Source organism: Selenomonas ruminantium subsp. ruminantium ATCC 12561, assembly GCF_000424065.1.
Taxonomy (GTDB): domain Bacteria; phylum Bacillota; class Negativicutes; order Selenomonadales; family Selenomonadaceae; genus Selenomonas_A; species Selenomonas_A ruminantium.
In genome coordinates this window covers 24709-49292 of the sequence record NZ_AUJE01000016.1, presented here as the reverse complement: position 1 = coordinate 49292, position 24584 = coordinate 24709, and the positions used below count along the sequence as shown (strand labels likewise).

The 24584-nt window shown below is 38.9% G+C and carries 22 protein-coding genes; 19 read left to right on the top strand and 3 right to left on the bottom strand.

The genetic code is table 11. From position 1 onward, the window contains the following. The first annotated feature begins 54 nt into the window (after positions 1–54). Genes G598_RS0107605 through G598_RS17350 form a run of 3 tightly spaced genes read left to right on the top strand, consistent with a single transcriptional unit; the run spans position 55 to position 4012 of the window. The gene (locus G598_RS0107605; protein WP_026766463.1) at positions 55–1272 is read left to right on the top strand and encodes an ATP-grasp domain-containing protein; all 1218 of its coding nucleotides are present in this window, start codon (positions 55–57) and stop codon (positions 1270–1272) included. Beyond that, positions 1269–2933, top strand: coding sequence for a cobalamin B12-binding domain-containing protein (locus G598_RS0107600; protein ID WP_211221524.1), 1665 nt, complete (start codon positions 1269–1271; stop codon positions 2931–2933). Before G598_RS0107605 ends, G598_RS0107600 begins: the two co-directional genes overlap by 4 nt. Positions 2934–2950: 17 nt before the next feature. Further along, the gene (locus tag G598_RS17350; protein ID WP_051180065.1) at positions 2951–4012 is read left to right on the top strand and encodes an NAD/NADP-dependent octopine/nopaline dehydrogenase family protein; all 1062 of its coding nucleotides are present in this window, start codon (positions 2951–2953) and stop codon (positions 4010–4012) included. Here the strand turns inward: G598_RS17350 and G598_RS17345 are convergent. Both G598_RS17345 and G598_RS17340 read right to left on the bottom strand, forming a co-directional pair. Next, entirely contained in the window at positions 3969–5201 is a 1233-nt protein-coding gene (locus tag G598_RS17345; RefSeq protein WP_051180064.1) for an autotransporter strand-loop-strand O-heptosyltransferase, read from the bottom strand. The genes G598_RS17350 and G598_RS17345 overlap by 44 nt on opposite strands. Before the next feature lie 35 nt (positions 5202–5236). Then, positions 5237–5923, bottom strand: a complete 687-nt coding sequence (locus G598_RS17340) for an NYN domain-containing protein (protein ID WP_037363548.1) — start codon at positions 5921–5923, stop codon at positions 5237–5239. A gap of 414 nt (positions 5924–6337) precedes the next feature. Here G598_RS17340 and G598_RS17335 point away from each other — a divergent pair, with 414 nt between their 5' ends. Genes G598_RS17335 through G598_RS0107540 form a run of 9 tightly spaced genes read left to right on the top strand, consistent with a single transcriptional unit; the run spans position 6338 to position 15459 of the window. After that, positions 6338–7684, top strand: coding sequence for a hypothetical protein (locus tag G598_RS17335; RefSeq protein WP_051180062.1), 1347 nt, complete (start codon positions 6338–6340; stop codon positions 7682–7684). An 11-nt stretch (positions 7685–7695) separates the two neighbouring features. Next, on the top strand, positions 7696–8268 hold the full coding sequence (locus tag G598_RS0107575) for an SIS domain-containing protein (protein ID WP_037363545.1): 573 nt from the start codon (positions 7696–7698) through the stop codon (positions 8266–8268). 17 nt (positions 8269–8285) lie between these two features. Next, a complete protein-coding gene (locus G598_RS0107570; RefSeq protein ID WP_026766460.1) occupies positions 8286–9278 on the top strand; it encodes an SDR family oxidoreductase in 993 nt (330 codons plus the stop codon). A gap of 39 nt (positions 9279–9317) precedes the next feature. Next, entirely contained in the window at positions 9318–10850 is a 1533-nt protein-coding gene (locus tag G598_RS0107565) for a PfkB family carbohydrate kinase (protein WP_026766459.1), read from the top strand. A 10-nt stretch (positions 10851–10860) separates the two neighbouring features. Continuing rightward, the gene (locus G598_RS0107560; RefSeq protein WP_026766458.1) at positions 10861–11919 is read left to right on the top strand and encodes a radical SAM protein; all 1059 of its coding nucleotides are present in this window, start codon (positions 10861–10863) and stop codon (positions 11917–11919) included. Between the two features lie 12 nt (positions 11920–11931). Continuing rightward, entirely contained in the window at positions 11932–13014 is a 1083-nt protein-coding gene (locus G598_RS0107555; RefSeq protein ID WP_026766457.1) for a radical SAM protein, read from the top strand. Positions 13015–13032: 18 nt separating this feature from the next. Beyond that, on the top strand, positions 13033–13863 hold the full coding sequence (locus G598_RS0107550; RefSeq protein ID WP_026766456.1) for a transketolase: 831 nt from the start codon (positions 13033–13035) through the stop codon (positions 13861–13863). Positions 13864–13865: 2 nt separating this feature from the next. Next, complete coding sequence (locus G598_RS0107545; protein WP_026766455.1) at positions 13866–14792, top strand: transketolase family protein; 927 nt, start codon at positions 13866–13868, stop codon at positions 14790–14792. Positions 14793–14796: 4 nt separating this feature from the next. Then, a complete protein-coding gene (locus tag G598_RS0107540) occupies positions 14797–15459 on the top strand; it encodes a class I SAM-dependent methyltransferase (RefSeq protein WP_026766454.1) in 663 nt (220 codons plus the stop codon). A gap of 26 nt (positions 15460–15485) precedes the next feature. On the opposite strand, the gene G598_RS0107535 is transcribed toward G598_RS0107540, so the two are convergent. Beyond that, on the bottom strand, positions 15486–17105 hold the full coding sequence (locus G598_RS0107535) for an IS1634 family transposase (protein ID WP_026766453.1): 1620 nt from the start codon (positions 17103–17105) through the stop codon (positions 15486–15488). A gap of 307 nt (positions 17106–17412) precedes the next feature. Here G598_RS0107535 and G598_RS0107530 point away from each other — a divergent pair, with 307 nt between their 5' ends. From G598_RS0107530 to G598_RS0107500, 7 genes are all read left to right on the top strand, one after another. Further along, a complete protein-coding gene (locus tag G598_RS0107530) occupies positions 17413–17676 on the top strand; it encodes a DUF1883 domain-containing protein (protein ID WP_026766452.1) in 264 nt (87 codons plus the stop codon). Between the two features lie 53 nt (positions 17677–17729). Beyond that, the gene (locus tag G598_RS0107525; protein WP_026766451.1) at positions 17730–18521 is read left to right on the top strand and encodes an abortive infection system antitoxin AbiGi family protein; all 792 of its coding nucleotides are present in this window, start codon (positions 17730–17732) and stop codon (positions 18519–18521) included. 85 nt (positions 18522–18606) lie between these two features. Next, a complete protein-coding gene (locus tag G598_RS0107520; RefSeq protein WP_157833293.1) occupies positions 18607–19692 on the top strand; it encodes a class I SAM-dependent methyltransferase in 1086 nt (361 codons plus the stop codon). A gap of 12 nt (positions 19693–19704) precedes the next feature. Next, the gene (locus tag G598_RS18565) at positions 19705–20220 is read left to right on the top strand and encodes a WbuC family cupin fold metalloprotein (protein WP_051180059.1); all 516 of its coding nucleotides are present in this window, start codon (positions 19705–19707) and stop codon (positions 20218–20220) included. 29 nt (positions 20221–20249) lie between these two features. Then, positions 20250–21368, top strand: a complete 1119-nt coding sequence (pseC, locus tag G598_RS0107510; protein ID WP_026766449.1) for a UDP-4-amino-4,6-dideoxy-N-acetyl-beta-L-altrosamine transaminase — start codon at positions 20250–20252, stop codon at positions 21366–21368. 379 nt (positions 21369–21747) lie between these two features. Beyond that, positions 21748–22923: a hypothetical protein gene (locus tag G598_RS0107505; protein WP_026766448.1), complete on the top strand. Its 1176-nt coding sequence runs from the start codon at positions 21748–21750 to the stop codon at positions 22921–22923. Positions 22924–22937: 14 nt separating this feature from the next. Beyond that, positions 22938–24584, top strand: coding sequence for a TIGR04372 family glycosyltransferase (locus G598_RS0107500; protein WP_026766447.1), 1647 nt, complete (start codon positions 22938–22940; stop codon positions 24582–24584).

Genomic DNA, 24584 nt, shown 5'->3' with positions numbered 1-24584 from the left:
GTCAAATATTGCAGCTTTATGACTTACATTTTATAGAGGTGGAAGGTGGTTAGTATGAAATGTCTGTTTTTGGCTGGAGGTTATGATCAGATAGCTTTTATAAAAGCATTGAAGACAATGGGGTGGGAAGTACTTTTAGCTGACTATAATGACGAACCTATGGCAGCTAAGGCGGCAGATAAATTTTATCAAGTTAGCACGTTAGATTGTGATGCTATATTAAATTTAGCTAGACAACAACATGTAGATAAAGTATTAACGGCTTGTACGGATCAAGCATTGTTGACTATGGCGTATGTTTCAGAAAAATTGGGTTTGTATAGTTATCTTTCATATGACCAGGCTTTGAATGTAACCAATAAAGTAGAGATGAAAAAACGTATGCTGTTAAATGGAATCCCGACAGCGAAGGCTTTTTTTATTGATGGTTCTATGACTTCAGATTTAAAACAACCATTGTCTTGGCCTGTTGTAGTGAAGCCAGTTGATTGCAATAGTTCTAAAGGTGTACGTAAAGTGAATCGAAGCGATAATTATCTAATTGCTGTAAGAAATGCTTTTTCTTTAAGCCGCAAAGGGATGGTATTAGTAGAAGAATATCTGGATGGACAGGAAATATCTGTTGATGTTTGGTTAAATGGGAAAAATCCTATACTGCTTGGATTGAGTAAGACAAATAAAATTTCAGGTAAAGATGGTTTTACCATTATACAGAGTGAATATCCATTGGATTTATCTAATGAGGTTATTACACGTATTCTTGATATTGCAGCTTCTATTGCAACAGCATTTGACCTAGCTGATATGCCTCTTCTTTTGCAAATGGTAGTGCAAGATGATAATATTTTTGTGTTAGAATTTAGTGCTCGTATGGGCGGTGGGACAAAGTATAGATTGATTGAAGAGATGTCAGGAATAGATATTGTACAATTATATTTGGATATGTCCATAGGAAAAAAGGTTGTTTGTCCATTGCCATCATTACGAGATGATGTTATTCATGTAAATTATGTTTATATGAATAAGGGCATTTTTTCAGGTATGAATCTAAATCAATTATGGAAAGATGGAATCATAGATGATTTATTCCAGTATAAAAAAATGGGATCGTATATAGAAAAAGCTGAAACAAGTAGTGACCGCGTAGCAGGAGTACTTGTTAAGGCGCGGAATATGAATCTCCTACTGGAGAAAGAAAAAAAATTTTTACAACAAGCTGAGGTGTATGATGAACATGGAAGAAATGTCATGTTACGGGAGATATATTCATGAGAAAAAATAAATTGGGTAAAATGATTTTAGGAGCTGAAATTGGCAACTGTGTTCATGTGGCAGGGCCTATACATTTTCTTGATTTGGCTCGTGAAGAGGGATATCAAACGATATTTTTGGGCGGAGCCGTTGATATCGAAGTTCTTTTCGCAAAAATTGAAGAATTGCGGCCGGATATTGTAGCGATTGGCTACCGCCTGACTTTAAGGAGCGCTGAAGCATTGCTGCTTGAGGTGAGAAAACGTCGCGAAAGGCTTTCATACAATCCTGAATGGTGTTTTGGTGGAACAAAACCTGTAGCTGATTTAGCAAGACGTGAGGGGTATTTTAGCTTTGTTTCCGATGGATATGACGATGTGTCTGATTCGTTGCGATATTTGCGAGGTATGGGAGTAGTTGAGAGTAAAAGAGTTTATCAGGACAATCTACTGGAACGTATTCATGAAATAGCACCATACCCTTTAATTCGTCATCATTTTGGTCGGCCTTTATTGGAAGAGACAATACAAGGAATAGGCAAGATTGCGGAAGCTGGAGTGCTGGATGTTATATCTTTGGGACCAGATCAAAATGCACAACAATTCTTTTTTCATCCAGAGCGAATGAAGCCAGAGTTTGATGGAGCTGGCGGTGTGCCAATTCGTACAGTGGACGATTTAAAGGCATTGAAAACGGCATCACAAAAGGGAAACTATCCTTTGATGCGCTGCTATAGCGGCACTGAGGATGTATTTGACTGTGCTAAGTTGCTTTTGGAAACCATAAATAATGCATGGGCAGCTGTGCCTCTTTGTTGGTACAATGAAATGGATGGCCGGGGGACGCGTAAACTGGAAACTTCTTTGTGTGAAGCACAGGCATTGATACGATGGCATGCTCAAAAGGGGGTTCCCGTGGAGATTAATGAACCTCACCATTGGGGGTTGCGTGATGCTCATGATGTAATTCCTGTGGCAATGGCATATATAAGTGCATTAAATGCTAAACACATGGGGGTTAAGCACTACATAGCACAATATATGTTTAATAATCCTCAAGGGCTATCTTTTTCGATGGATTTTGCTAAAATATTGGCTATGATTGAATTGGTAGAATCTTTAGTAGATAAGGATTTTCATGTATATAGGGAAACCAGAGCGGGATTGGCACTTTTTAATGCAGATGCCAATGTAGCTAAAGGACAGCTGGCAGCATCTACATTTATGCAGATGGCTGTAAAGCCCCAAATAGTACATGTAGTAGGATTTTGTGAGGCTGATCATGCAGCAAATGCGGATGAAGTAATTGAAAGCTGCAAAATAGTCAGAGGGGTAATAAGGCAAACATTAGGAGAAAAATTTTCTATGGAGCAAGATGATCGGGTATTAGAGAGAAAAAATGAGCTGATATCTGAAGCGAAGATTTTGTTATCATTTATCGAGGAGATGTATTCCGAATACGATAATCCACTAACAAATCCTGAAGTGCTGGCTGATTGCATAAAAAAAGGATTTATAGATGCGGTACATATTAAGAAAAATGAAAAATTTCGCGGTATTTTGCGGACAAAATTAGAAAAAGGAATGTGTCTGGCTTGTGATGAGAACGGAAACACAATGACTGAGCAGGAACGATTGCAAAAACTGTTGCGTAATCATCAGTATAGATGCCGGATTGGTTGAAAGGAGTGACTTTGCTTATGAAAAGTCGAGTTTGTGTGATCGGTGCTGGTCATCAGGGGCTGACTATGGCAGCACATCTTTCTCTTTCTGGCTGTGAGGTGGGCTTGTGGAATCGTACGTCATCACATATAGCAGAAATTTTGAATTCAGGCGAGATAAAGTGTAGTGGCCTATATGAGAAGAATGCGCGGATTGCTAAAGTTTCTACGGATATCCAGGATGTGATTGCAGAACAGATAATGGTCACAGTTCCATCTTCAGCACATCGTGATGTGGCGAAATTATTGGCACCTTATATGAGCTCTAGATATTTAGTGGTGCTTAATCCTGGAAGAACATTTGGTGCATGGGAATTTGCGCTTGAACTACAACGAAATGGCTGTAAGGAACTTCCACTTATTGTGGAAACTCAGACCATTGTATATACTTGCCGCAGAGATAGCAGTAATCAAGTAGTGCTTTATGCACTAAAAAAAGATGTGCAGATGACAACTTTTCAAAAAAACAAGGCTGTAGAGGCTTGGCAGCGTATGCCAGAGGTTTTGCGTTCACATTTTCATCCTGTAGATGATTATTTGGCAGTTACATTAAATAACGTAGGAATGGTACTCCATTGTGCTCCGTTGCTGTTCAATATAGGATGGGTGGAAAATGAAAAGGTGGATTTTAAATATTATTATGAAGGAATAACTCCTACGATTGCTTCATTTATAGAAAAAATAGATGTGGAGCGTTTGGCAGTAGCAAAGGCATTAGGACATCCTATAGAAAGCGTTAGCGATTGGTTGAGGAGAACTTATGGAGCGAAGGGCGCAAATCTTTATCAATGTTTGCGTGATAATGAAGCCTATCGGAAAATAGATGCACCGCGTTCTATGCACCACAGATATATTGAGGAAGATGTGCCCACAGGATTAGTGGCTTTTGAGAGTGCAGGGAAAACTATAGGCGTAGAAACACCATGTATATCACTCATTATAGATTTAGCTGAACAAATCATGAATATGGATTACCGAGCGAATGGGCGAGACTATGCTATCCTGCATAGGGTGTGTGCTGGTGATTCGCAGCTTTGTTGACGACGCTTAAAACAGCAGCGGGGGTGATATTTTTGGAACATTCTAACTCACGTTCAGTGCCATGATGATAAGGACATATATCATCATGCATAAAATTTATTTTGCTGTCATTGAAACAACCATGACATACAAGTCGGTTTATCACTCTGTAAGGCGTAGGAAATTCATAAAACTCTTCTGTTATACCGCTTATTATTACGACAGGGCAGCCAACGGCCTCAGCAACCCAGGCAAGACCGCTGGAAAGGCCGATAAAGCATTGGGCATGGCTAAGTAGTTTTGCCCGCTCCATTAAAGGGATATCGCCGGTTAGATCTTCTGCTTCCTGAGGACATATGATTTCAATATCATCTGCACGGGTCAGAGTATGACGGTCTATACACAATACGCGATATCCCTTTTTCTTGAGCTCATGTACCAATATATTCCAGCCGTTGGGATACAGCCAGCCCTTGCGGGGCGTGGAGGCCTGCACACCGATGCATATGTAGGGCTCTTTTATTGGCGGTGGCGTATTGAAGGTCTTGAAAACTTTTGGCGCCAGGCCGTTAAGACCGACCAATGGCCCCGCAGCCATCCAGAGCGGATAGAGATAACCATTAAACGGTGCCCCATAAGGGCCGGCTGTCCACGTACCCAAATAATAGGCGGCATACACATCATCATCAATAGATGTTACTTGAGGTATATCAGGATAGAGAAAGGATATGAATTCTTTCAGGCTTTTATCGACCCAGCAGTATACTTGGCAGTTGTAGGTTTTACGATAGAGGCGGGCATATGGCAAAAAAGCCAGGGTGTCGCCAATTGCCTGACTGCTGCAGTGAAAAACTATATTTTGCCCTAGTGGATTGAATGTGTGGGAAAAAATATGCTTGCCGGTTTCCCATACATCAATCTGCCAAGGGATAGCATATTTTTCCAGAGATACAAGACGGACAGCGGACAAATTGTCTTCGAAGTAAATTTCCAGACTATCCGCATTGCTGATGCGCACATGGAAATCTCCCTCTGGGATATCCATGCGCAATCCAACGTTGAAATCAATCCTTAACCCTGGGATATCGGTTTCTCCACGAATATCACCTACGAAATTTTCCATTTCCATGAATAATTTTTTTTGAATGGCCTCGATTTCGGTGCTTTCCCAAGATTGCGTGTGTGAACAACGGAAGTAATGTTTACGCATCGTGAATCTCCTTTAATATATAGAGAGAAAAGGCACTATTTTTCAAATTGACTTTGTGAACGATTGGCGGAATTATGTTTCCATGGTGTTTCTAAACCGTCAATGTGTTCGAATAGGTCGGCCTTTATGTCAGCCCCCATGGGATCAAGGATGAAATCAATTCCTTCCCGTCTGGCCAGTTTTGCAGCAGGTACGAAGTCGCTGTCTCCGGCTATCAGTATTATTTGGTCAACTTGGTGTTTATAGACGAGTGACGCGATATCTATGCCGATACGCATATCAACCCCTTTTTGTTGGGCATGAAATTCAAAGTCCCTTTCTGTCAGGGATTTAAGGGTGCGCTTATTGTTCAGCAAATCCTTGGTGACAGAGGGCCTGAGATTATAATTAGGCTTTTCGGCCAGCACACCGAGGCGAATAGCAAATTTTCTGCGCCGCTTCATTTCTTCAAGAAAGGCCAGTGTCCATGTATAGGTATCGGATTTATCTAGATCGATGTTTTCTCTTGTCAAAGGATGGTATACGCTGCGCTTTGATGGGGCGCAATCGTAATAAAATATTCTATAAAGCTGGCGTTCCTGCTTCCCGTCTTTTTTCTTAATGTGTGCCATGCAATAGGCACTAAGCTCGGAGGCGCGCTCTTCTGATGTTTTTACGCCCCATTGATGTTTGGCACGTTTGCGGTAAAAGCCGCCATCTACCAATATTGCTGTTCTTATCATGTATGATCTCCTTAATGTAAATAAAAGAGGTCCAGGGGGTCTGCAACTCTTGTATTGTAAGAGCGCGTACAGCCAAGGACCTGTTTAGCATATTGAGTTGCCTATTTGAAATAGGTAATTTTATATTACACGTAATATGAACACTTGTCAAGTTTTTTTGAACAGCTGTGATTTACCAACCTCCGCTTGACAGTTGTCATGTTTTTGTGAATACACTATCTATGCTCTGGATTTATAGTTGGGGCATAATTTGTTTAGCAAAGCTTATAAAACAATATGACATAATATTTAGAATATAACATCTTGCTTGTGCAGGAAGGAAATGTGATATTCATGTAGAATATAACTTTAAAAAGGATTTATTTTTGAGACAATTAAAAGATTTTTCGTGTAATGTTCCGGGAGGCGATTCCCATGGCTATCAAAAGCAGAATCTTATCTAAGCTGAAATCCGCATATGTAACCATGAATATGGCAGCCACCGCGCATCCGCAGAAATTGCATCCCGTTCTTCACAATCTGGAAGAGGCCAGGGATCTTTGTCAGCAGGGAATGACGGGGAGCAACTATGCTCAATATGGTGAGGTTTATGACGGCCTGATCATGGCTGTCAAGCAGATAATCTCAGGAGAAGCTGGGAGAGATACTGAAGAGATTGTGAGGCTATGCAAGGATCTGCTGGAACATATTGTGATGGAGACCCGCAGGGAGGAGCATTTCAAGAAAGAAATCGTTTTTTTACCATATAAGGCCAGTATGTGGGATTCCATGGAGTCCGTATGGCAGGCGGCAGTGGATGATTCGGAAAACGTAGTTCCTTATGTGGTGGTGATACCATATTGCGACAGAGACCCAGAGGGCGGAGTGCGGGAATGGCACTGTGAGGCTGCAGAATTTCCCCAATATGTATCCGTGGTGGATTACAGGAATGTTGATCTCGAGGAGATGCATCCGGATGTGATTGTGATACAAAATCCGTATGACAATTATAATTTTGTGACATCTGTTGCTACGAAATATTATTCACGCTATTTGAAAGAGTATACGGACAAGTTAGTATATATTCCATATTTTGTGCTGGAAGAGCCGGATTTAGATGATGAAGAATCCCTCGAAGGAATTGCCCATTTTCTTTTTCATGGAGAGGGCGTGAGAAATGCCCATCTTACCATTGTACAGTCTGAAAATATGCGTGAGGCATATATACGGCTTCTGGTGAAATATACCAATAAGGATCGATTATATTGGGAAAAACGTATCCTGGGCCTAGGATCGCCTAAATTTGATAAGGTATTATCGACCAAAAGAGAGGATATTCGTTTACCAGAAAGTTGGCGACGCATAATCGAGAAAAAGGATGGTACAAGGAAAAAAGTTATCCTGTATAATGTGAGCTTGGCTGGTTTATTGGAGTACAAGGAGATTTTGCTGGACAAGATGGAGTGGGTGTTCCAGACATTCTACGAACGGCAAGATGAAATAGCGTTGCTATGGAGACCACATCCACTGTTTGAAGCTACAATCAAATCAAAGGTACCAGAAATTGGTGCACGGTATCAAAAGATGATAGAGCGCTATCGAAGTGAAGGTTGGGGAATATATGATGATTCTCCAGATTTGCATCGAGCCATAGCAGTTAGCGATGGATATTATGGGGGGGAAAGCAGTTTAGTGGAATTGTTTCAATCCGCTGGCAAGCCCGTAATGTTAATGTTGCAAAATGTTGAATTACGAGAACCGCTGTTTGAAGAAAGCGTATAAGCAGGTGTGAAATGAAATCATATATTCAGCGATTGATAGAAAAACTTCGTGCTACAGAGTTTTTGCAAGGTTGTCAAACATGTTCTTCATATGAAGATGGTGTGCAGCTTTTGGTAAATGCGTTTACCAAATATAAACAGGCTGGCAGCCAGATTTTTTTTATTGGCAATGGTGGCAGCGCTGCCATTGCTAGTCATATGACTGCAGATTTTATGAAAAACGGTGGCATGAATACCTATAGTCTCTATGACAATGCCGTGATGACATGTATGAGCAACGATTATGGTTATGAAAATATTTTTTCTCGTCCGTTGGCTTTTTGGGCGAAACAGGGAGATTTGCTTGTAGCGATTAGCAGTTCAGGAAACTCTTCCAATATTATCAGTGCTATTGATACGGTAAAGGAGAAAAAAGGTTTTGTCATTACATTTACGGGGTTTGACTCGGATAACAAGGCAAAACAGAAAGGTGACATCAATGTCTATGTTCCTTGTAATAAATATGGGATAGTTGAATCCATTCATACCATCATCCTTCAGCAGGTGGTAGACACGATTTTGGAGCGGGATGGAGCAAAATTTTAAAGAAGGTGGGGAATCATATGAAATCGTTGGTAACAGGAGGTTGTGGATTCATCGGTTCACATATGGTGGATCGATTGCTGGCCGAAGGGCACGAAGTATGCGTTATCGACAATTGTAGTACAGGGCGGTTGGAAAACCTTGCGCATCATAAAGATAATGAAAGACTTACTATTGTGCAGGAAGATATCTGCAATCATGAAAAAATTATGCCGCTATTTCAAGATGTTGACTGGGTGTTTCATATGGCGGCTTTGGCAGATATTGTTCCGTCCATTCAACGTCCGGAAGATTATTTCCATTCCAATGTGGATGGTACGTTTTCCGTATTACAAGCAGCGCATAAAGCAGGTGTGAAAAAATTTCTCTATACAGCGTCTTCCTCTTGCTATGGTATTCCGGATAAATTTCCGACAGATGAGCTGGCAGATATTCGTCCTGAATATCCCTATGCTTTGACCAAGCGTTTGGGTGAAGAATTGGCATTGCATTGGAGCAAAGTCTACAAATTGCCGGTGGTTTCGCTTTGCTTGTTCAATGTTTATGGCCCACGTTCGCGTACGTCTGGTACTTATGGTGCAGTTTTTGGTGTATTTTTAGGGCAAAAGCTGGCAGGGAAGCCTTATACCATAGTGGGAACAGGGGAGCAGACCCGAGATTTTACCTACGTTACAGATATTGTGGATGCGTTTTATACTGCAGCACAATCGGATGTCGTGGGAGAACGATTTAATGTAGGCAGCGAACATACTTATTCGGTTAATCGTTTGGTAGAACTTTTGGGCGGTAAAGATGCGGAAGTCGTGCATATTCCGAAACGTCCCGGAGAGCCGGATTGTACTTGGGCTGACACGCAGAAAATCAATCAAATGTTGCACTGGCATCCAAAAGTAACCTTGGAGGAAGGTGTGCAGCATATTTTAGATAATATTGATTATTGGCGCAAAGCCCCTGTGTGGACACCGGAGACGATAAAGGATGCGACTAAAGATTGGTTTAAGTATTTAGGGTAAGTGATAACGGACATTTTGCTGATATTGAGGTGTGGTTTCATGGGAAAGGTTGTAAGCAAGGCAGATTTTCAAGCGGTGATTCGCCCTGCTTTGAAAAAGGAAAATAAAAAGATTGTACTATGTCATGGCGTTTTTGATTTGGTACATCCGGGACATATCATCCATTTGGAACAGGCAAAAAAAATGGGAGATGTGCTAGTCGTATCCATTACATCAGCAAAATATGTTCGTAAAGGGCCTGGTCGTCCCTACTTTAACGATGATATGCGGCTTAAATTTTTGGCAGCTTTAGAATGTGTGGATTATGTGCTGCTATCTGAAGGATATACCGTGGATGACATTGTTGAAGTTGTAGAACCGGATTTTTATGTCAAAGGCAGTGAATACGCAGATGAATCTGCGGATATGACTGGAAAGATACGGGAAGAACGGGAACTGGTGGAGAGCCATGGAGGCAGGCTGCGTTTCACAGGTGGCCAGGTTTTCAGCTCGACAAAATTGATTAATAGAGGGCTTTCAGGTCTTTCAGAAGAAGTTTGTACCTATATGCAGGAATTCAAGAAAAGATATGGGATGGAAGATATCCTGCAATGGTCAGAACAGGTTGAGAACTTGAAGGTTTTGGTTATAGGGGAAATAATCATTGATAAATATACCTACTGTGATGTTCAAGGACTTATGAGTAAGGATATGGGTTATTCAGCTCGTATTGAGTCCAGTGAGGAATATTTAGGCGGCGCTGCTGCAATAGCAAGGCATTTGGCAAGCTTTACACCGAATGTAACATTGCTTTCCATGATAGGTAATGAACATGCCATACAGGATCGGCTGCATAAAGATTTAGCGGAGCAAATGCAATTGCAGATTATTACTAGTGCGGAACAGCCTACAATTGTAAAACAGCGTTATTTGGTGCGGAACGCTAAACGGGAAGAGTATCGGAAACTCTTTGCTGTGAATAATATAGCCAAGGGACGAAAATTAGCTGGGGAATCTCGAATCAAGCTGATGAATGCCTTAAAAGAAAAGCTGCCTGAGTATGATGTGGTATTTCTTTGTGATTTTGGTCATGGGCTTATTGATGAAGAAATGGCAGAGTTACTGCAGGAAAAGGCGAATTTTCTTGTACTGAACTGCCAGACAAACTCATCAAATTATGGGATGAATCTTATCACCAAGTATCACCATGCAGATGCTTTTAGCTTAGATGAACGAGAATTGCGATTAGCATATCCCGAACTGGCTGAGAACGAGGAAAGGGCCTTGCGAAAGTTGAATGAGCATCTGGGAACAGAGGGATGGCTGACAAGAGGTTCGGATGGAGCCTGCTGCTATCAAAACGGGGAATTCCAATCCTGTCCCGCATTTACACTGCTGGTAAAGGATACCGTGGGAGCAGGTGATGCATTCTATGCGATAGCTGGTATTTATGCGGCTGTGCGCGTTCCTAAAGAAGTAAGCCTGCTTATGGGCAATATTGCCGGAGCATTAGGAGCAAATATCGTGGGGAACAAGGATGCTGTCGAGAAAGTAAATGTGTTGAAATATGCTAATACATTGATGAATGTTTGAGGAGGATGCAATGGAAGATATACGTATGGATTCACATAAACTCCTCTATCATCCGCAGAGAGTAGCTGATTGGCTTTCAGGCAAACAGATATATCCTATAGAGATGGAAGTGGGGCTTTCTGGCGCCTGCAATCACCGTTGTATTTTCTGCGCTGTAGACTATATGGAATACAAGCCAAAGCTTTTGCCTAAAGATATTTTTCTTGCTAATTTGGAACTTATGGGAAAAAAAGGCTTGAAAAGCATTATTTATGCCGGAGAGGGAGAACCGCTAACTCATCCGGATGCGCCAGAAATCATTCAGCGAACAAAGAAATACGGCATTGATGCAGCTATGTCTACGAATGGTGTCCTGTTCACGAAAGAAAAAGCTGTGGATTGTATGTCAGCTTTGTCCTGGATAAGATTTAGCATAGCTGGGGCAACAGATGAAACCTATGAAAAAATTCATCAGTGCAGAAAAGGCGACTTAAAACGTGCTTTACAAAATATGGCAGATGTGGCTATGGTTAAGCGGCAGCAAAAATTGTCCACAACTTTGGGGGCGCAGTTATTGCTGCTGCCGGAAAATAAATCCGAAATCGTACAGCTTGCCCGGATGGTGAGGGAAATGGGCTTTGACTACTTTACGGTAAAACCTTTTTCCCAACACCCTTCCAGCAAGGCTAAAATCACCGTGGATTACTCTGAGGCTGAGGAAATTGGACGGGAAGTAAAAGAATATGAAACAGAAAATTTCAAAATCTATTTCCGTTCCCAATCAATTGACAATCTGAATATGGAAAAGCCCTATTCCGATTGCGAAGGCTTGAACTTTATGACCTATATGGATGCAGCAGGGAATTTATTCCCCTGTATTGTATTCATGGGGCAGGACGATTTTATTTATGGCAATATTCATGAGCAGACTTTTCCTGAGATATGGGAGTCGGAACGGGCAAAGAAGATAAGAGCTGCTTTTGACTGTAAGTTCATTCATGCGCATTGCCGGAAAAACTGTCGATTAGACGAAATCAACAAATACCTGCATGTGTTGAAGAATCCTGGCGCACATGTAAATTTTATCTGAGGAGCAATGGATATGGATATCAAGGCATCGCCTTATAGCAATTTGAAAATATTTCATCATGCAGAATTACTGAAAAAAATTGAAAAGGGAGAACGCGTAGCGCCTATATACATCCGAATTAAGCCTACTAATGTATGTAATCAGAATTGTTATTACTGTCATTATAAAAATCCTTATCTCACGCTGGATGAATATAATCCTGCAGATTACATTCCACACGATAAGATGTTGGAAATATGTAAAGATATGCAGGAGATGGGCGTTCGCGCTGTTACGTTTAGTGGTGGGGGAGAACCATTAGCATATCCATACATTGCTGAGACGATGCAAAAGATTTTGGATGCAGGCATTGATTTGTCCATCATTACGAATGGAACGCTGTTGCAAGGGCAAAATGCAGAGCTTTTATCCCATGCAAAATGGGTGCGGCTTTCGGTAGATGCCAGCAGGGATGCACTTTATTCCCGATTGCGTGGTGTGCCAGCAGGTACGTTTGATAAATTATGTAACAAGATTGAGGCTTTTGCCAAGCAAAAAGATAATAACTGTGAACTGGGCATAAATTTTGTGGTTGGAAAAGAAAATTTCTCCTATGTAAGAGAGATGGCTGAACTTATGAAATCTCTAGGAGCTAATCATATAAAATTTGCCCCGTTGTTCAGCAATGAAACAGAAAAATATCATGAACCGTTCAAAGAACGCGTCATGGAAGATTTACGAAAAGCAAAGGCAGAGCTTGATGATGAACATTTTCGCATTGTTGATTTGTATACAAGCGACTTTCAGCGCGTAAAAAACGGAACCATGATTTTTGATCGTGCTTATACACAATGCTATATCAAGGAAATGGTATGTGTTATCGCTGCAAATGCAAAGGTTTACTATTGTCACGATAAAGCTTATCTTTCCAATGGTTGTATTGGTGACTTAGGAAAGCAGCGGTTCAAGGATTTGTGGTATTCAAGAGAAACAACACAAAAATTTAGGCAGTTTAATGCACATAATATTTGTCGGGAACATTGTGTCTATGATGATCGAAATATCCTGTTGAATCAGTTCTTTTCCATGGATAGAGCTCATGTAAATTTTTTGTAAGCAGAGAAGGGACAAAGCATGTATACAGAAAAGCAAGCTAAAGAAATGCGTAAAAAAGAGTTCCAAATAGCATATCATGCCGGCGGTGGACATTTGGGGGCAGCATTTTCTGTTACAGATATTCTAAGTGTCTTATATTTTGGCGATGTAATGAAATATGATGCACAGAGACCAGACTGGGCAGAGCGTGATCGTTTTATAATGAGTAAAGGGCATGCCTGCTATGCTTTATATGCAGCACTAGCTATGGCGGGCTATTTTCCGGAAGAAGAACTTTGGCATGTGGGGAAACCGGGGTCAAAATTTGGTGGACACCCGAAATTGTATGATATTCCAGGCGTGGAAGCATCCACTGGTGCTTTGGGACATGGTTTGTCCTTTGCGATAGGTATCGCTTATGCGAATAAAGTGGATGAAAAATCAGCTCATACTTATGTTGTTTTGGGAGATGGAGAATGTCAGGAAGGTTCTATTTGGGAGGGGGCGCTTTCAGCAACTACACTGGAATTGGATAACCTAACTGTGATTATTGACCACAACAAGTTGCAGGCAATGGATAAATTGGAGAATATTGTTCGTATGCAGCCATTAGGAGAAAAATGGAAAGCATTTGGTTGGAATGTGTTGGAAATCGATGGGCATAATCACAACGAGATAAGAAATGCACTATTGGCACGAAAAAAAGGAAAGCCTACTTTGGTGGTTGCACATACCATCAAAGGCAAGGGTGTATCTTTTATGGAAGGCATGCCACTTTGGCATTACCGCATGCCTAATGAACAGGAGCTGCCAATTCTTATGAAAGAACTGGGACTAGTTGATGATGATTTGCAACAAAGTGAGGCATAAGTATGAGGACAGCGTATCTGGATACATTATATGAACTAGCTAAAAAGGATAAGCGCGTATATGCATTGATTTCAGATAATGGTGCAATCGTATATGATAAATATCGTCAGGATTTTTCCCAGCAATATCTGAATATGGGAATTTCTGAAGCCAATATGCTGGGGATGGCAGCTGGCATGGCTTCCTGTGGAAAGATACCTTTTGCCTATACGATAGGAGCATTTTTAGCTTATCGAGCCTTCGAATTTATTCGTAATGATATTTGCCTGCAGAAACAAAATGTGAAAATTGTCGGCACTGGAGCAGGTGAGGTATACAGTGCATTAGGTCCAACACATCATGCAACAGAAGATATGGGCGGTCTGCGTGCAATGCCTAATCTCACCTTGGTATGTCCTGCAAGTCCAATGGAAGTAAAAAAAGCGACTTTAGCAGTTTATAAACATCAAGGTCCGGTATACTTGCGATTGGGAACAAATCGAGAACCGGAAATTTATAACAAAGACTACACGTTTACCATTGGGAAAGGTGTAGTCCTAAGAGAAGGAACAGATATAACACTGATCGGTACGGGCAGTATTTTGTATGATGTGCTGGAAGCAGCAGAAAAGCTTGCAACACAGGGAATTCAGGCAAGAGTTATTAATATCCATACTATCAAGCCAATTGACCAGGAAATCATAAAAAATGCAGTCGAAGAAACCGGTGCAATTTTGACAGTGGAAGACCATAGCATTATCGGTGGCTTAGGCAGTGCTGTAGCAGAAGTGATTGCCGAATACGGAAAGCCGGCTAAATTTCAAAGGTTGGGATTAAAAGGATTTTCAGAGGGGTATGGCAGCTATGGTGAAGTGAAGACGTTAAATGGGATTGGCATTGAGCAGATTGTTGCAGAAGTGAGCAAAGTTCTTTTTCAAAAAGGATGTTGATTTTATGGCATATATAGATTTTATATCGGATTTGCATAAAGCAACAAAACGAGATTATATCGGTCGAGTCAATAGTGCTGATAAGGCGGAATGTGCCATTGTTGCCAAACAATATGGCTATGACTATTGGGACGGAGATAGAAAATACGGCTACGGAGGCTATCGCTATGATGGTCGTTGGCGAAGTGTAGCCGAGAAAATGGTAAAACAATATAACCTGACAGCAGGTAGTTGTATTTTAGATGTGGGCTGTGGTATGGCGCATCTATTATATGAATTTACCCAGGTGGTACCAGGAATAAGCGTAAAGGGGATAGATATTTCTCATTATGCCTTGGAACATGCCAAAGAAGAAGTGCGTGACCAACTACAGTATGGTGAAGCACAAAATCTTCCATTTGAGGATAGTTCGTTTGATTTAGTAATATCACTGGCAACGCTGCATAACTTAAAAGTATATGATTTGAAAAAAGCAGTGCAGGAAATAGAGCGTGTTAGTAAAAAAGATAGCTACATTATGGTGGAGTCATACCGTAATGATAAGGAAGAAATGAATCTGCTTTATTGGCAACTGACTTGTGCCAGCTACTATGCTGTGGATGAATGGGAATGGCTGTATAAAGAGTGGGGATATACAGGGGATTATGGATTTATCTTTTTTGAGTGATTTATTTCCTAAAATCCCGAGATTTTTTAACCTACGGGATCCTCAAATCCTAAGGCCTTGAATATCTCATGTTGTTCCTTGCTAATTGGCTGAACGATACGCTTACCATTCAACCGGGCTACGCGGAGCTTGCGTACCTTCAAGAGCAGTTCATGCATGGTGTAGGTCTTGTAAAGACCGCCACGCAGCATCCGCTGGTGAAGCTCACTGATGAGCAGCAAGGCAATAAAGCTGATGAACAGCTTGTTTTCCATTCGCTCATCGTTATGGACACGCAGACGATTTAAATCTAGTGTGTTCTTCAGTCGGGAGAAGCTTTTCTCGACAACATCTTTTGCTCTGTAAATGGTCAAGGCTTCTTCTGCGTTGTCCACGCTGTCACTTAGTAAGACCATCCACCCGCAAGTCTGCATCTTCTTCGCAATTACATCTTTCCGGACATTGACAGTCAGCCCTTCGGATGATTTGGAAGAGTTCCGGATGATGAGATACTTCTTGAATTCAGCAGCATATTGCGGATTATCTGGATTTTTCAATGCTTCCCGCTTTAGCTCCGTTATATAGGTGTAGAGCTTGGTCCGCTCCGTAACCTGTCTTACGGAATTCAAGTAGATGTGCACATGTAGCTTGGCATTGCGCTTGTCTGTATGCCAGGTACGGACTTTGTGGATCCCTTGAATGCCGCCATCCGGCGTTGGAATTGTATAGTCTAAGTCATGAATATCTTTTTGTACACTCTCAACCTGCTTCTTGGCAAAGGCACAGGTAAATGGCACTGAAACCAGGAAATGAACAGGCCTGTCCGGATTCAACATCTCATCGATGTTCTTACGACTGTAAAATCCCTTATCCATGACAATGCGGATGGCACATCCAGGAACCAGGGAAGTGACTTCTTCCAGGGTAGTCCGAAGTGTTGTGACATCTTTCAGACTGCCACGATAGCTGGTCTGGTAGATTGGAAGCCGTGAGCCCTCACCAAACAACATGCACAAATTAATCTGCGGTAAGTCCTCATGGTCGCGGTTGTAACCCCACTCGCTGGATTCCAACAACTGCGAATACGACGATATGGAAGTGATATCCAATGCGATGTACTCATTTTCTTGAGCTTGCTCAATCCAGGAACTGTAGAACTCATCCCGCTGATTTTCAGTCATGGCGGTAAAGAGTTCGCTAATCCGTTGGGATGACAGTGTGGAATTCAGCAAAGGCATGGATTCCGTCTGCGACAGCCATTCCTCACAGTAAAGCAAAGGCTCCTGTGACTCAATCAGGAAGCAGGCCAGCGTGAAAATCTCACGAAACTGCACAGAGAAAGCATTCTGCAACAGCGGTAACAGGTTAATGCTGTTTGCCAGTTTCAAAAAAAGGCACATACTGCCGTAACGTTTATTGGAAGCCAGGATATTCCTTGCTATCTCTAAGGATTCTCGTGGAATGGAGGGTGCTTCTTGCTCAATTGGCGTTCCAGCAGCAGCCATACGCTCAAGGTATTCTTTCTTGAAGACAGGCATGCCTGTGACAGGATCTATCTTACCAATGGAAACCTTTTTGTTGCGTGGACGACCATTCTGGTCACGGAAAGACACGGATTCATATAGATAGGTGTACTTGCCGACGTTTTGACGTGAAATGCATGCCATGTTTGCGCTCCTCCTTTTTGTAGGTTAATTATATTTTAACCTACAAAAAGGAGGAGCGCAACGGGCACGAACCCTTATATTTCAAGAAAATTTAATGAATTATGCCCGTAGGTTAAATTTTCCGCGGGATTTTAGGTTATTTGTATGAAATTGCAAAGGTAATTTGGCTATGAAAGAGAAAGCATCAGAATTCTAGTGGATTTTTGTTATAATGTGCTCGAAGATGTATCTTATATCTTCAAGTGATGAGCATATCTCTCGCCCAAATAAAATTTCGTATTTGATGTAAGTTAGAGGTGAGTTTGGAATGAAATTTTTGTATTATGATTTAGGATACATTGGATCAAATAGGAAAGTGGAAGTAAATATAGATAAAACCGCTAATGTGATTTTGGTAGATGCGAATAATTTTAGTAAATATAAAAGAGGGCATTCATTTCAATATATAGGTGGAAATATGCAACCAGGTAGTTGTACGCTTGTTACGAATATGAGCGCTCATTGGTATGTGGTTGTTGATTTAGGTGGAAGAAGCGGAGAAGTCCATGCTAGTTGTCGGATATTGGATTAAAAAATACGATATTTCGATATCATATAGCAATCATGGATAGGAGGAGTGGATTAATGGATGAGGGTACAAAATTTTCAACTCAAGAAGGTTTTCAACAAAGTGCAAATGTCTTGTTCAATTTTATGAAAAAGATTGAGTATTTAATGGATTTGCTAAAAAAAAAATATATACCAGCTAGGTATTGCGAAGAAAATATCGAGTATTTAGATATTTCTGATGTGAAACAAATTACTCTTCCTATGAGATGTTTCTGTGATATTAAGTTAGGAAATATATCAACGCATAAAGAAATATATGGAAATTATGCGATTGGATTAACAAAACCATGGGGAGAAGAAAATGGCATACAACCAATTATATATGTGAACGATAAATCTGAATTGTATTCATATATTCATAAGGTAGAACAACAAAAATTATTAAGTTGCATTAGGCAGAAAGAATTTGAAGATTCCTCATTGAATATTGTAAGGTATATAAAGCCGATTCGCGGACCAATGAAGCGGAAGGATAATGATGGAGAAGATGTTTTAATTAATTGTGTTTTTCATGATGAAAAAGAGTGGAGATTTATTCCAAGAATTGAACCTACAGATTATCACAAATTTCCTCCAATTATGGAAGATGGAAAAATAATAAATGAACTTTCTAATGCATTGGCTGGATATGAAAATTATGCTTTGCCTTTTGAGTATACAGATATACGATATTTTTTGTTGAATGATCATAAGGATCGGGAACAATTTATAGATTTTGTAATGAATTTACCTGCAGTATCGGAACAAGAAAAATATTTGATGATTTCCAAGATAGTAGTTTTTGAGGAAGAACGCGAGGATTGGTGATTATGAAGGAAAATCTAGTAGTCGAATATTATGAAAAATATCATATGTCTCCAGTTAGTAAAGATTTGTCCGATTTTGAATTCCATTGCAGGAAGCGGGCAAAGCTATATCGTCAATGTGGTGTCAATGTGGTATACCCAGCCTGGCTTTTCATGAGGCAGAGGTTTGTGAAATAGGGCCTGGTGGAGGTTGGAATGCATTAGCGCTATTTATGATTGGCAGGGGGGGGATAAAGCACATTGATTTTATCGAACCGACAACAAAAGGACAACAAGATTTAAAATGGCTATATCAGTCGAGAAAAATTCCATCGGATAAATACAATATTTATCCTTGTGTCGTGGAAGATTTTGCGGAAAATAAACAATATGATATCGTGATTGCAGAAGGGTTTCTTGATGATATGAATAATCAGGAAGAGATCATAAGGAAACTATCTTCCATGTGTAGGCCGGGAGGGATAATAGTGGTTACTTGTGCTGATTCTGTGGGGTATTTTGTAGAAATTATGAAACGCCTGATGGCACAGGTTCTAGCAAAAGATATTGAAGATTTTGAAGAAAAGGTAGAATTTCTTACAAAGTTTTTTGAACCGCAGCTAAAAACATTGAAAGGTTGTTCTCGGCCGGCAAGAGATTGGGTTCTTGATTGTATAATGTGGTCATCGATAAATAACAAATACAGTTTTGATTTGAATAAGGCTTTGGATTTACTAAAAAAAGAATTTTACGTCTTGGGTTCTTCACCCAATCTATTTACGGATTATTCTTGGTATCAAGATGTTTGGCATGATACTGTGCTGGAATACAAAAAGCAATTTTCAGTAAAAAGGATGTCACTTCTTATGGCCGGCATGCGAGAAACGGAGAGCCAGGAAGAAACGGTCAACAAGCTTGTTTGTTTTTTTGACGATATAAGAGATGTAGAGTTTAAATACGAGGAAACAAGAGATGAAAAATATATCGTGGCTATTGAAGATATGTTATGTAAAATTTCACCGATGATCAAGAAAGCTGATAACCATTTTTTTACAGTGTTTCAGCAGATACAATTATCATTGAGAGATATTTCTTTGAATCAGTTTGATATATCGAAGTATCCTCAATTTTTCCAAGCGTTCGGAAGGTCACAACAGTATATAGCTTTTGAAAAGAAAAATCTGAATGAGTAAGAAGGGAAAACAATGGATCACTTAGTCGATTTTTCACAGGGCGATGTGATTAAGGTACATTGCTCGCAAATAGAAGACTTTAAAAGAATTGCTCAAAAGAATAATAATAAAAAAAGATACAGACTATGTTTACAGGATAACAGTAAGAATTTGTTACAGGATATGATGATTTGTAGGACTAGGGGAGATTATATACGTCCTGATAAGCATGTTGGAATACCAGAGTCACATACAATAATTGATGGAGAAGAAAGAATTATTTTATTTTCAAACGATGGGGAAATATTAGATACGTTCATTTTGAGCCGGAATGGTGAGTATTTGTCATATAGAATAAATAGTGATATTTATCATATGACAATTCCACTCACGGATACAGCTATAGATTATGAAGTTAAATTAGGGCCTTTTTTGCCAACATCCAATATATACCCTGAATGGGCACCTAGTGGAGCAAATCGTGATGATGTGAAAAGTTTCATGCGTATATTAGAAAATAAGATCAATGATTTTGTGAAGAAAATTTAATTTAATTTAAAGATTGGGGATGTATTAGAGTGATACCTTATAGTACGCAATGTATAGAACAAGATGATATTGATGCGGTTGTATCGGCTATGAAGAATGAATTTTTAACCGGAGGACCATTGGCAGATGAGTTTGCCAATAAGTTTGCTGAACATGTTGGTGCAAAGTATGCTGTGGCTGTTTCCAGCGGTACAGCTGCACTTCATGCAGCTTGTGCGGCATTGGATCTACAACCTGGGGATGAGATTATAACTACAGCTAATACATGGGTATCATCTGCAAATGCAGTTTTTTATGCAGGCGGTAGGCCGGTATTTGCGGATATTGACCCTGTAACTTATAATATAGATCCAAAAGAAATAGAAAAGCATATAAATAAAAAAACACGAGCTATAATACCAGTGCATTATGCTGGACAGCCGTGTGCTATGGATGAAATTCAGGAAATAGCCGATCAATATAATCTGAAAGTGATAGAAGACGCAGCCCATGGGATAGAGGCATTATATAAAGGGGAAAAAATAGGGAGCTTGTCTGATATTACAACATTCAGTTTCCATCCGATTAAACAGATGACAACATGTGAAGGAGGTATGGTGACCACAAATGATCCAGAAATATATAGAAAAGTTAAGCTATTTAAGGGTTATGGGATAGTCAAAGATGAAGAAATCATGCAACGAGAGGGACGATGGGCGTTTGACCAAGCATCACTTGGATATAATTATCGCTTGTCTGATGTTCAGTGTGCTTTGGGGATAAGCCAATTGAACAAGGTGCGTAGATTTGTTGCTAGGCGGAGGGAGATAGCGAAAATATACGATTGTGAATTGGCAGGCTTAAATAATATTGTTTTGCCCAAGCAGCTTGATTGTGTAAAAAGCAGCTATTTTCTTTATCCAATTTTGGTAGAAAAAGACAAACATCGTCAGATTTATGAGAAGTTCAGAGAATGTGGCATAGGTGTTGGTGTTTCTTATCCTCCTGTCTATAAAAATAGTTACTATCAAAAGAATGGGTATCGTGATGTATGCTGTCCAAATAGTGAGGATTTTTATGCACGGGAAATATCACTTCCGATACATAGTAAGTTGACCGATGATGAGCTGATATATGTAATAGATATAGCTAAGAAGATTTTAGACTAGGGCTTGTTTCAGATGTGCGAAGTTTGAGATATATATCCAAAAGAATTTATGCTTACTAATGAAAAAATATAAATTTAGATTTCTACACAAAGTATCCTAAAGATTGGATTGTTGTTTGTGATAATATGAGGATAGCTCAAGAGGTAAAAAATATTTTCTAAATGTATAATTAATCCAGGATGTTTGTACTTTTATCATTCCGCTATTGTATTTAATGTGAATGCAAGTTCTTTATGTGAATTGAAAGAAATGAAAGAAAAAATAGATATGCGAATAGTAGATAAATATCCTATTGATAAAAGAATTTATGTTACAGTTAGAGAATAAATTTGGAGATTGAATCATATAGACTACTGGTTGAACTAAGGCGGTGGTTGTAATGTATAACGCTATCGATGAATTCTTTAGAACAGATAATATTTGCATAGATGGATTTACAGGTTATTTTATTTCATATGATTTTGGCGAAGGAGAACATCTTTTTTCTGTAAATTATAAAACGAGAGAATTGAAATATTTAAGTAAGATACCTCAGATTGAAAAGCTGTTTCGCGCACATCCATATTGTATAAAGAATAATAATATCATTTATTGTTTGCCAGCTAATGGAAAAGACATATTATGCTATGATTTTGATTCTGATAAATGGAATATAATTGTTACAGATGATAAAATGATGGATTGCCCTGAAATAATATTTGCATGGGTTGATAAAGGTATATTATATGCATTTATATCGAAATATGGAATTATGTCAAGAATAAGCTTAGAAGATGGCAAACAATCTTTTTTGTATCCTCCACAGAAATCCATTCCTTGTGGATATGACGTGGCGGTTAATTCCCAAAAAACTCATATATGTTATACCGCAAAAATTAATGAAAATAAAATTTTTAGGTGGAACATGGATTTGATGAAATGTGATGTGTATATGGTCCCACATATGAATGAGGGGATAGGTACTATTGCACTTATAGATAATACATTATATATGACAGGGTATACATCAGGGGATATATATATATGGGAAATAGGTGAAACTAATACTTTACATATAGAAAATAAAGTGGAAATAATATCAGGAAAAGAAGGTTCGGTTTTTATCCAAAGCAGAGTTATAAACAGAATATTGCTCTTTTTTTCCTCGCATGATAATTATGTATATTACTTTGATACGGACAATTTACTTATTGAACGTTTTCCTATTCCAATAGAGTCAAATCGTAGATGGTTTGATTTCATAAACCATTCTATATACAAATCACAATATGAATTGCAATATACAAAAGGACAGTGTGTCGGAATTTATTCCTATCACAATCATTCGGTGTATGAATTCGATTCATTAGAAAAGAAATTTAAAAAAATGGAATTTATAATCGATGATTATAATTGGAAATGTGCAATAAAATCAATTGGATGTCAAAAAATGAAAGAACAATATGATTTATCTACACAGGTTTACTGGTATTTACTTCATCACAAACCAAATGAGTCATTATCTGAATGTAAAAAAAACGTGGGTGAATCTATTTGGTCAGTTATTAGCCAATAAGGGATGACAATTACATGGAAATTAAAGAATTACTTGCCATTTGTAAACAGGCAAAAAATGTTGTTTGTTATGGAGCTGGAGTAAGAGCAAAAGACCTAACGGTTTTTTTGAAATGGAATAAGATAGAAATAGCTGCTTACTGTGTATCTAGTCCCAAAAGTGATATTGAAACAATTGATAATAGACCGTTAATTGCTGTAAAAGATATAAAAAAATATTCTAAAACTTTAATCGTGGTTAGTGTAAGTCCAAATTATCATAATGAAATAAGAGAATTACTAACTAATGAAAATGTAAAAAATGTGGTTTTTATCGATGATTATACGAATAAATTGATTTATAGAGAAAATGTCAAAAGCGGTTGGAGAGCACGTGGATGGATTTTATATAATGGTTCACTAAAAAATAAATTATCAGATCAAGTGCGCAGAAGATATGATAGGAAAATAAAAAAAATCAGAAAAACCTTTTCGATTATCGAGATAAGATTTGTGGAAGCATACAACATTGCTGGCCTTGCAGAAGCTTTTTGTAAATACAGTGATATGTGTAAAGACGATGATGTTTATATTCTTTTGTTTCCACAATGTTCATTGTTAGATGGACGGATGTATGAAAGAAAATTCATTCATCCCAATCAATTTATAATTGAATCATTTAAGGGGACATGGTATGAAACTTTAAATAACAATAATATTGATTTTTGGAAATATTTTTTAAGTAAATATCCATCTATGTTTATAGATAAACTTGATTATAATTTTCGGCGTGATTTTAAAGAGAAACAATTAATTAAAATAAAGAATGGTGATATTGGCATATATGGAAAATGTTATATAAACTTTTCAGATAAAGAAAAGGCGGCGGGGAAAAACATATTGAATAGGTGGCATGTATCCTCACCGTATATATGCATAAATTCACGAGATGCGGCATATTCACGCGATGTAATGAATAAAAAGGACTTATGGATAGAATGGATGAATGAATTCCGTAATTCGAATATTTCGGATTTTGAATTATTGTGCAATGAATTTCAAGATTTGGGTATTAAAAGCGTACGTATAGGTTATGATGTAGACAGCTATGCAGATTATAGCGGATGTATTGATTATGCAAATAAATTTCGTTCACCATTTATGGATGCATATATTAATGATAATTGTGAATTTGAAATAGGAGATGCATCGGGGGTGCAATCTTTTCCAGCGCTATTCAATAAACCGATTGTAATGTTAAATTGCCCTCAAGTGGGGATGCATTTTCTGGATCCTAATCCGCCTTTGTTTTTTGAACGTGATTTGCTTATTATGAAAAAATTATGGGATCAAAAGCGTAATAAGTATCTTAGTTTAAAGGAAATAATGAAATTTGAAAGATTGAGTACACAAGAAGATAAGTATGATATGAGTATTCTTTGGAAATTATATCATGAGTATGGTATTGTTCCTGTAAAAAATACTCCTGAGGAAATTCTTGATGTTGCTTTGGAAATGTATGGAAGAATTAAAGGAACTTACAAATACGATTCTTTAGACGAAGAATTACAGAGACGATATGTTGAGATTGCCAAAAAAGCTAATGATGATGATAATTGGTTTTGGTTGCCTATACGTATGGGGGCGAAATTTTTGCGGCAAAATCAATGGCTTTTAGAATGA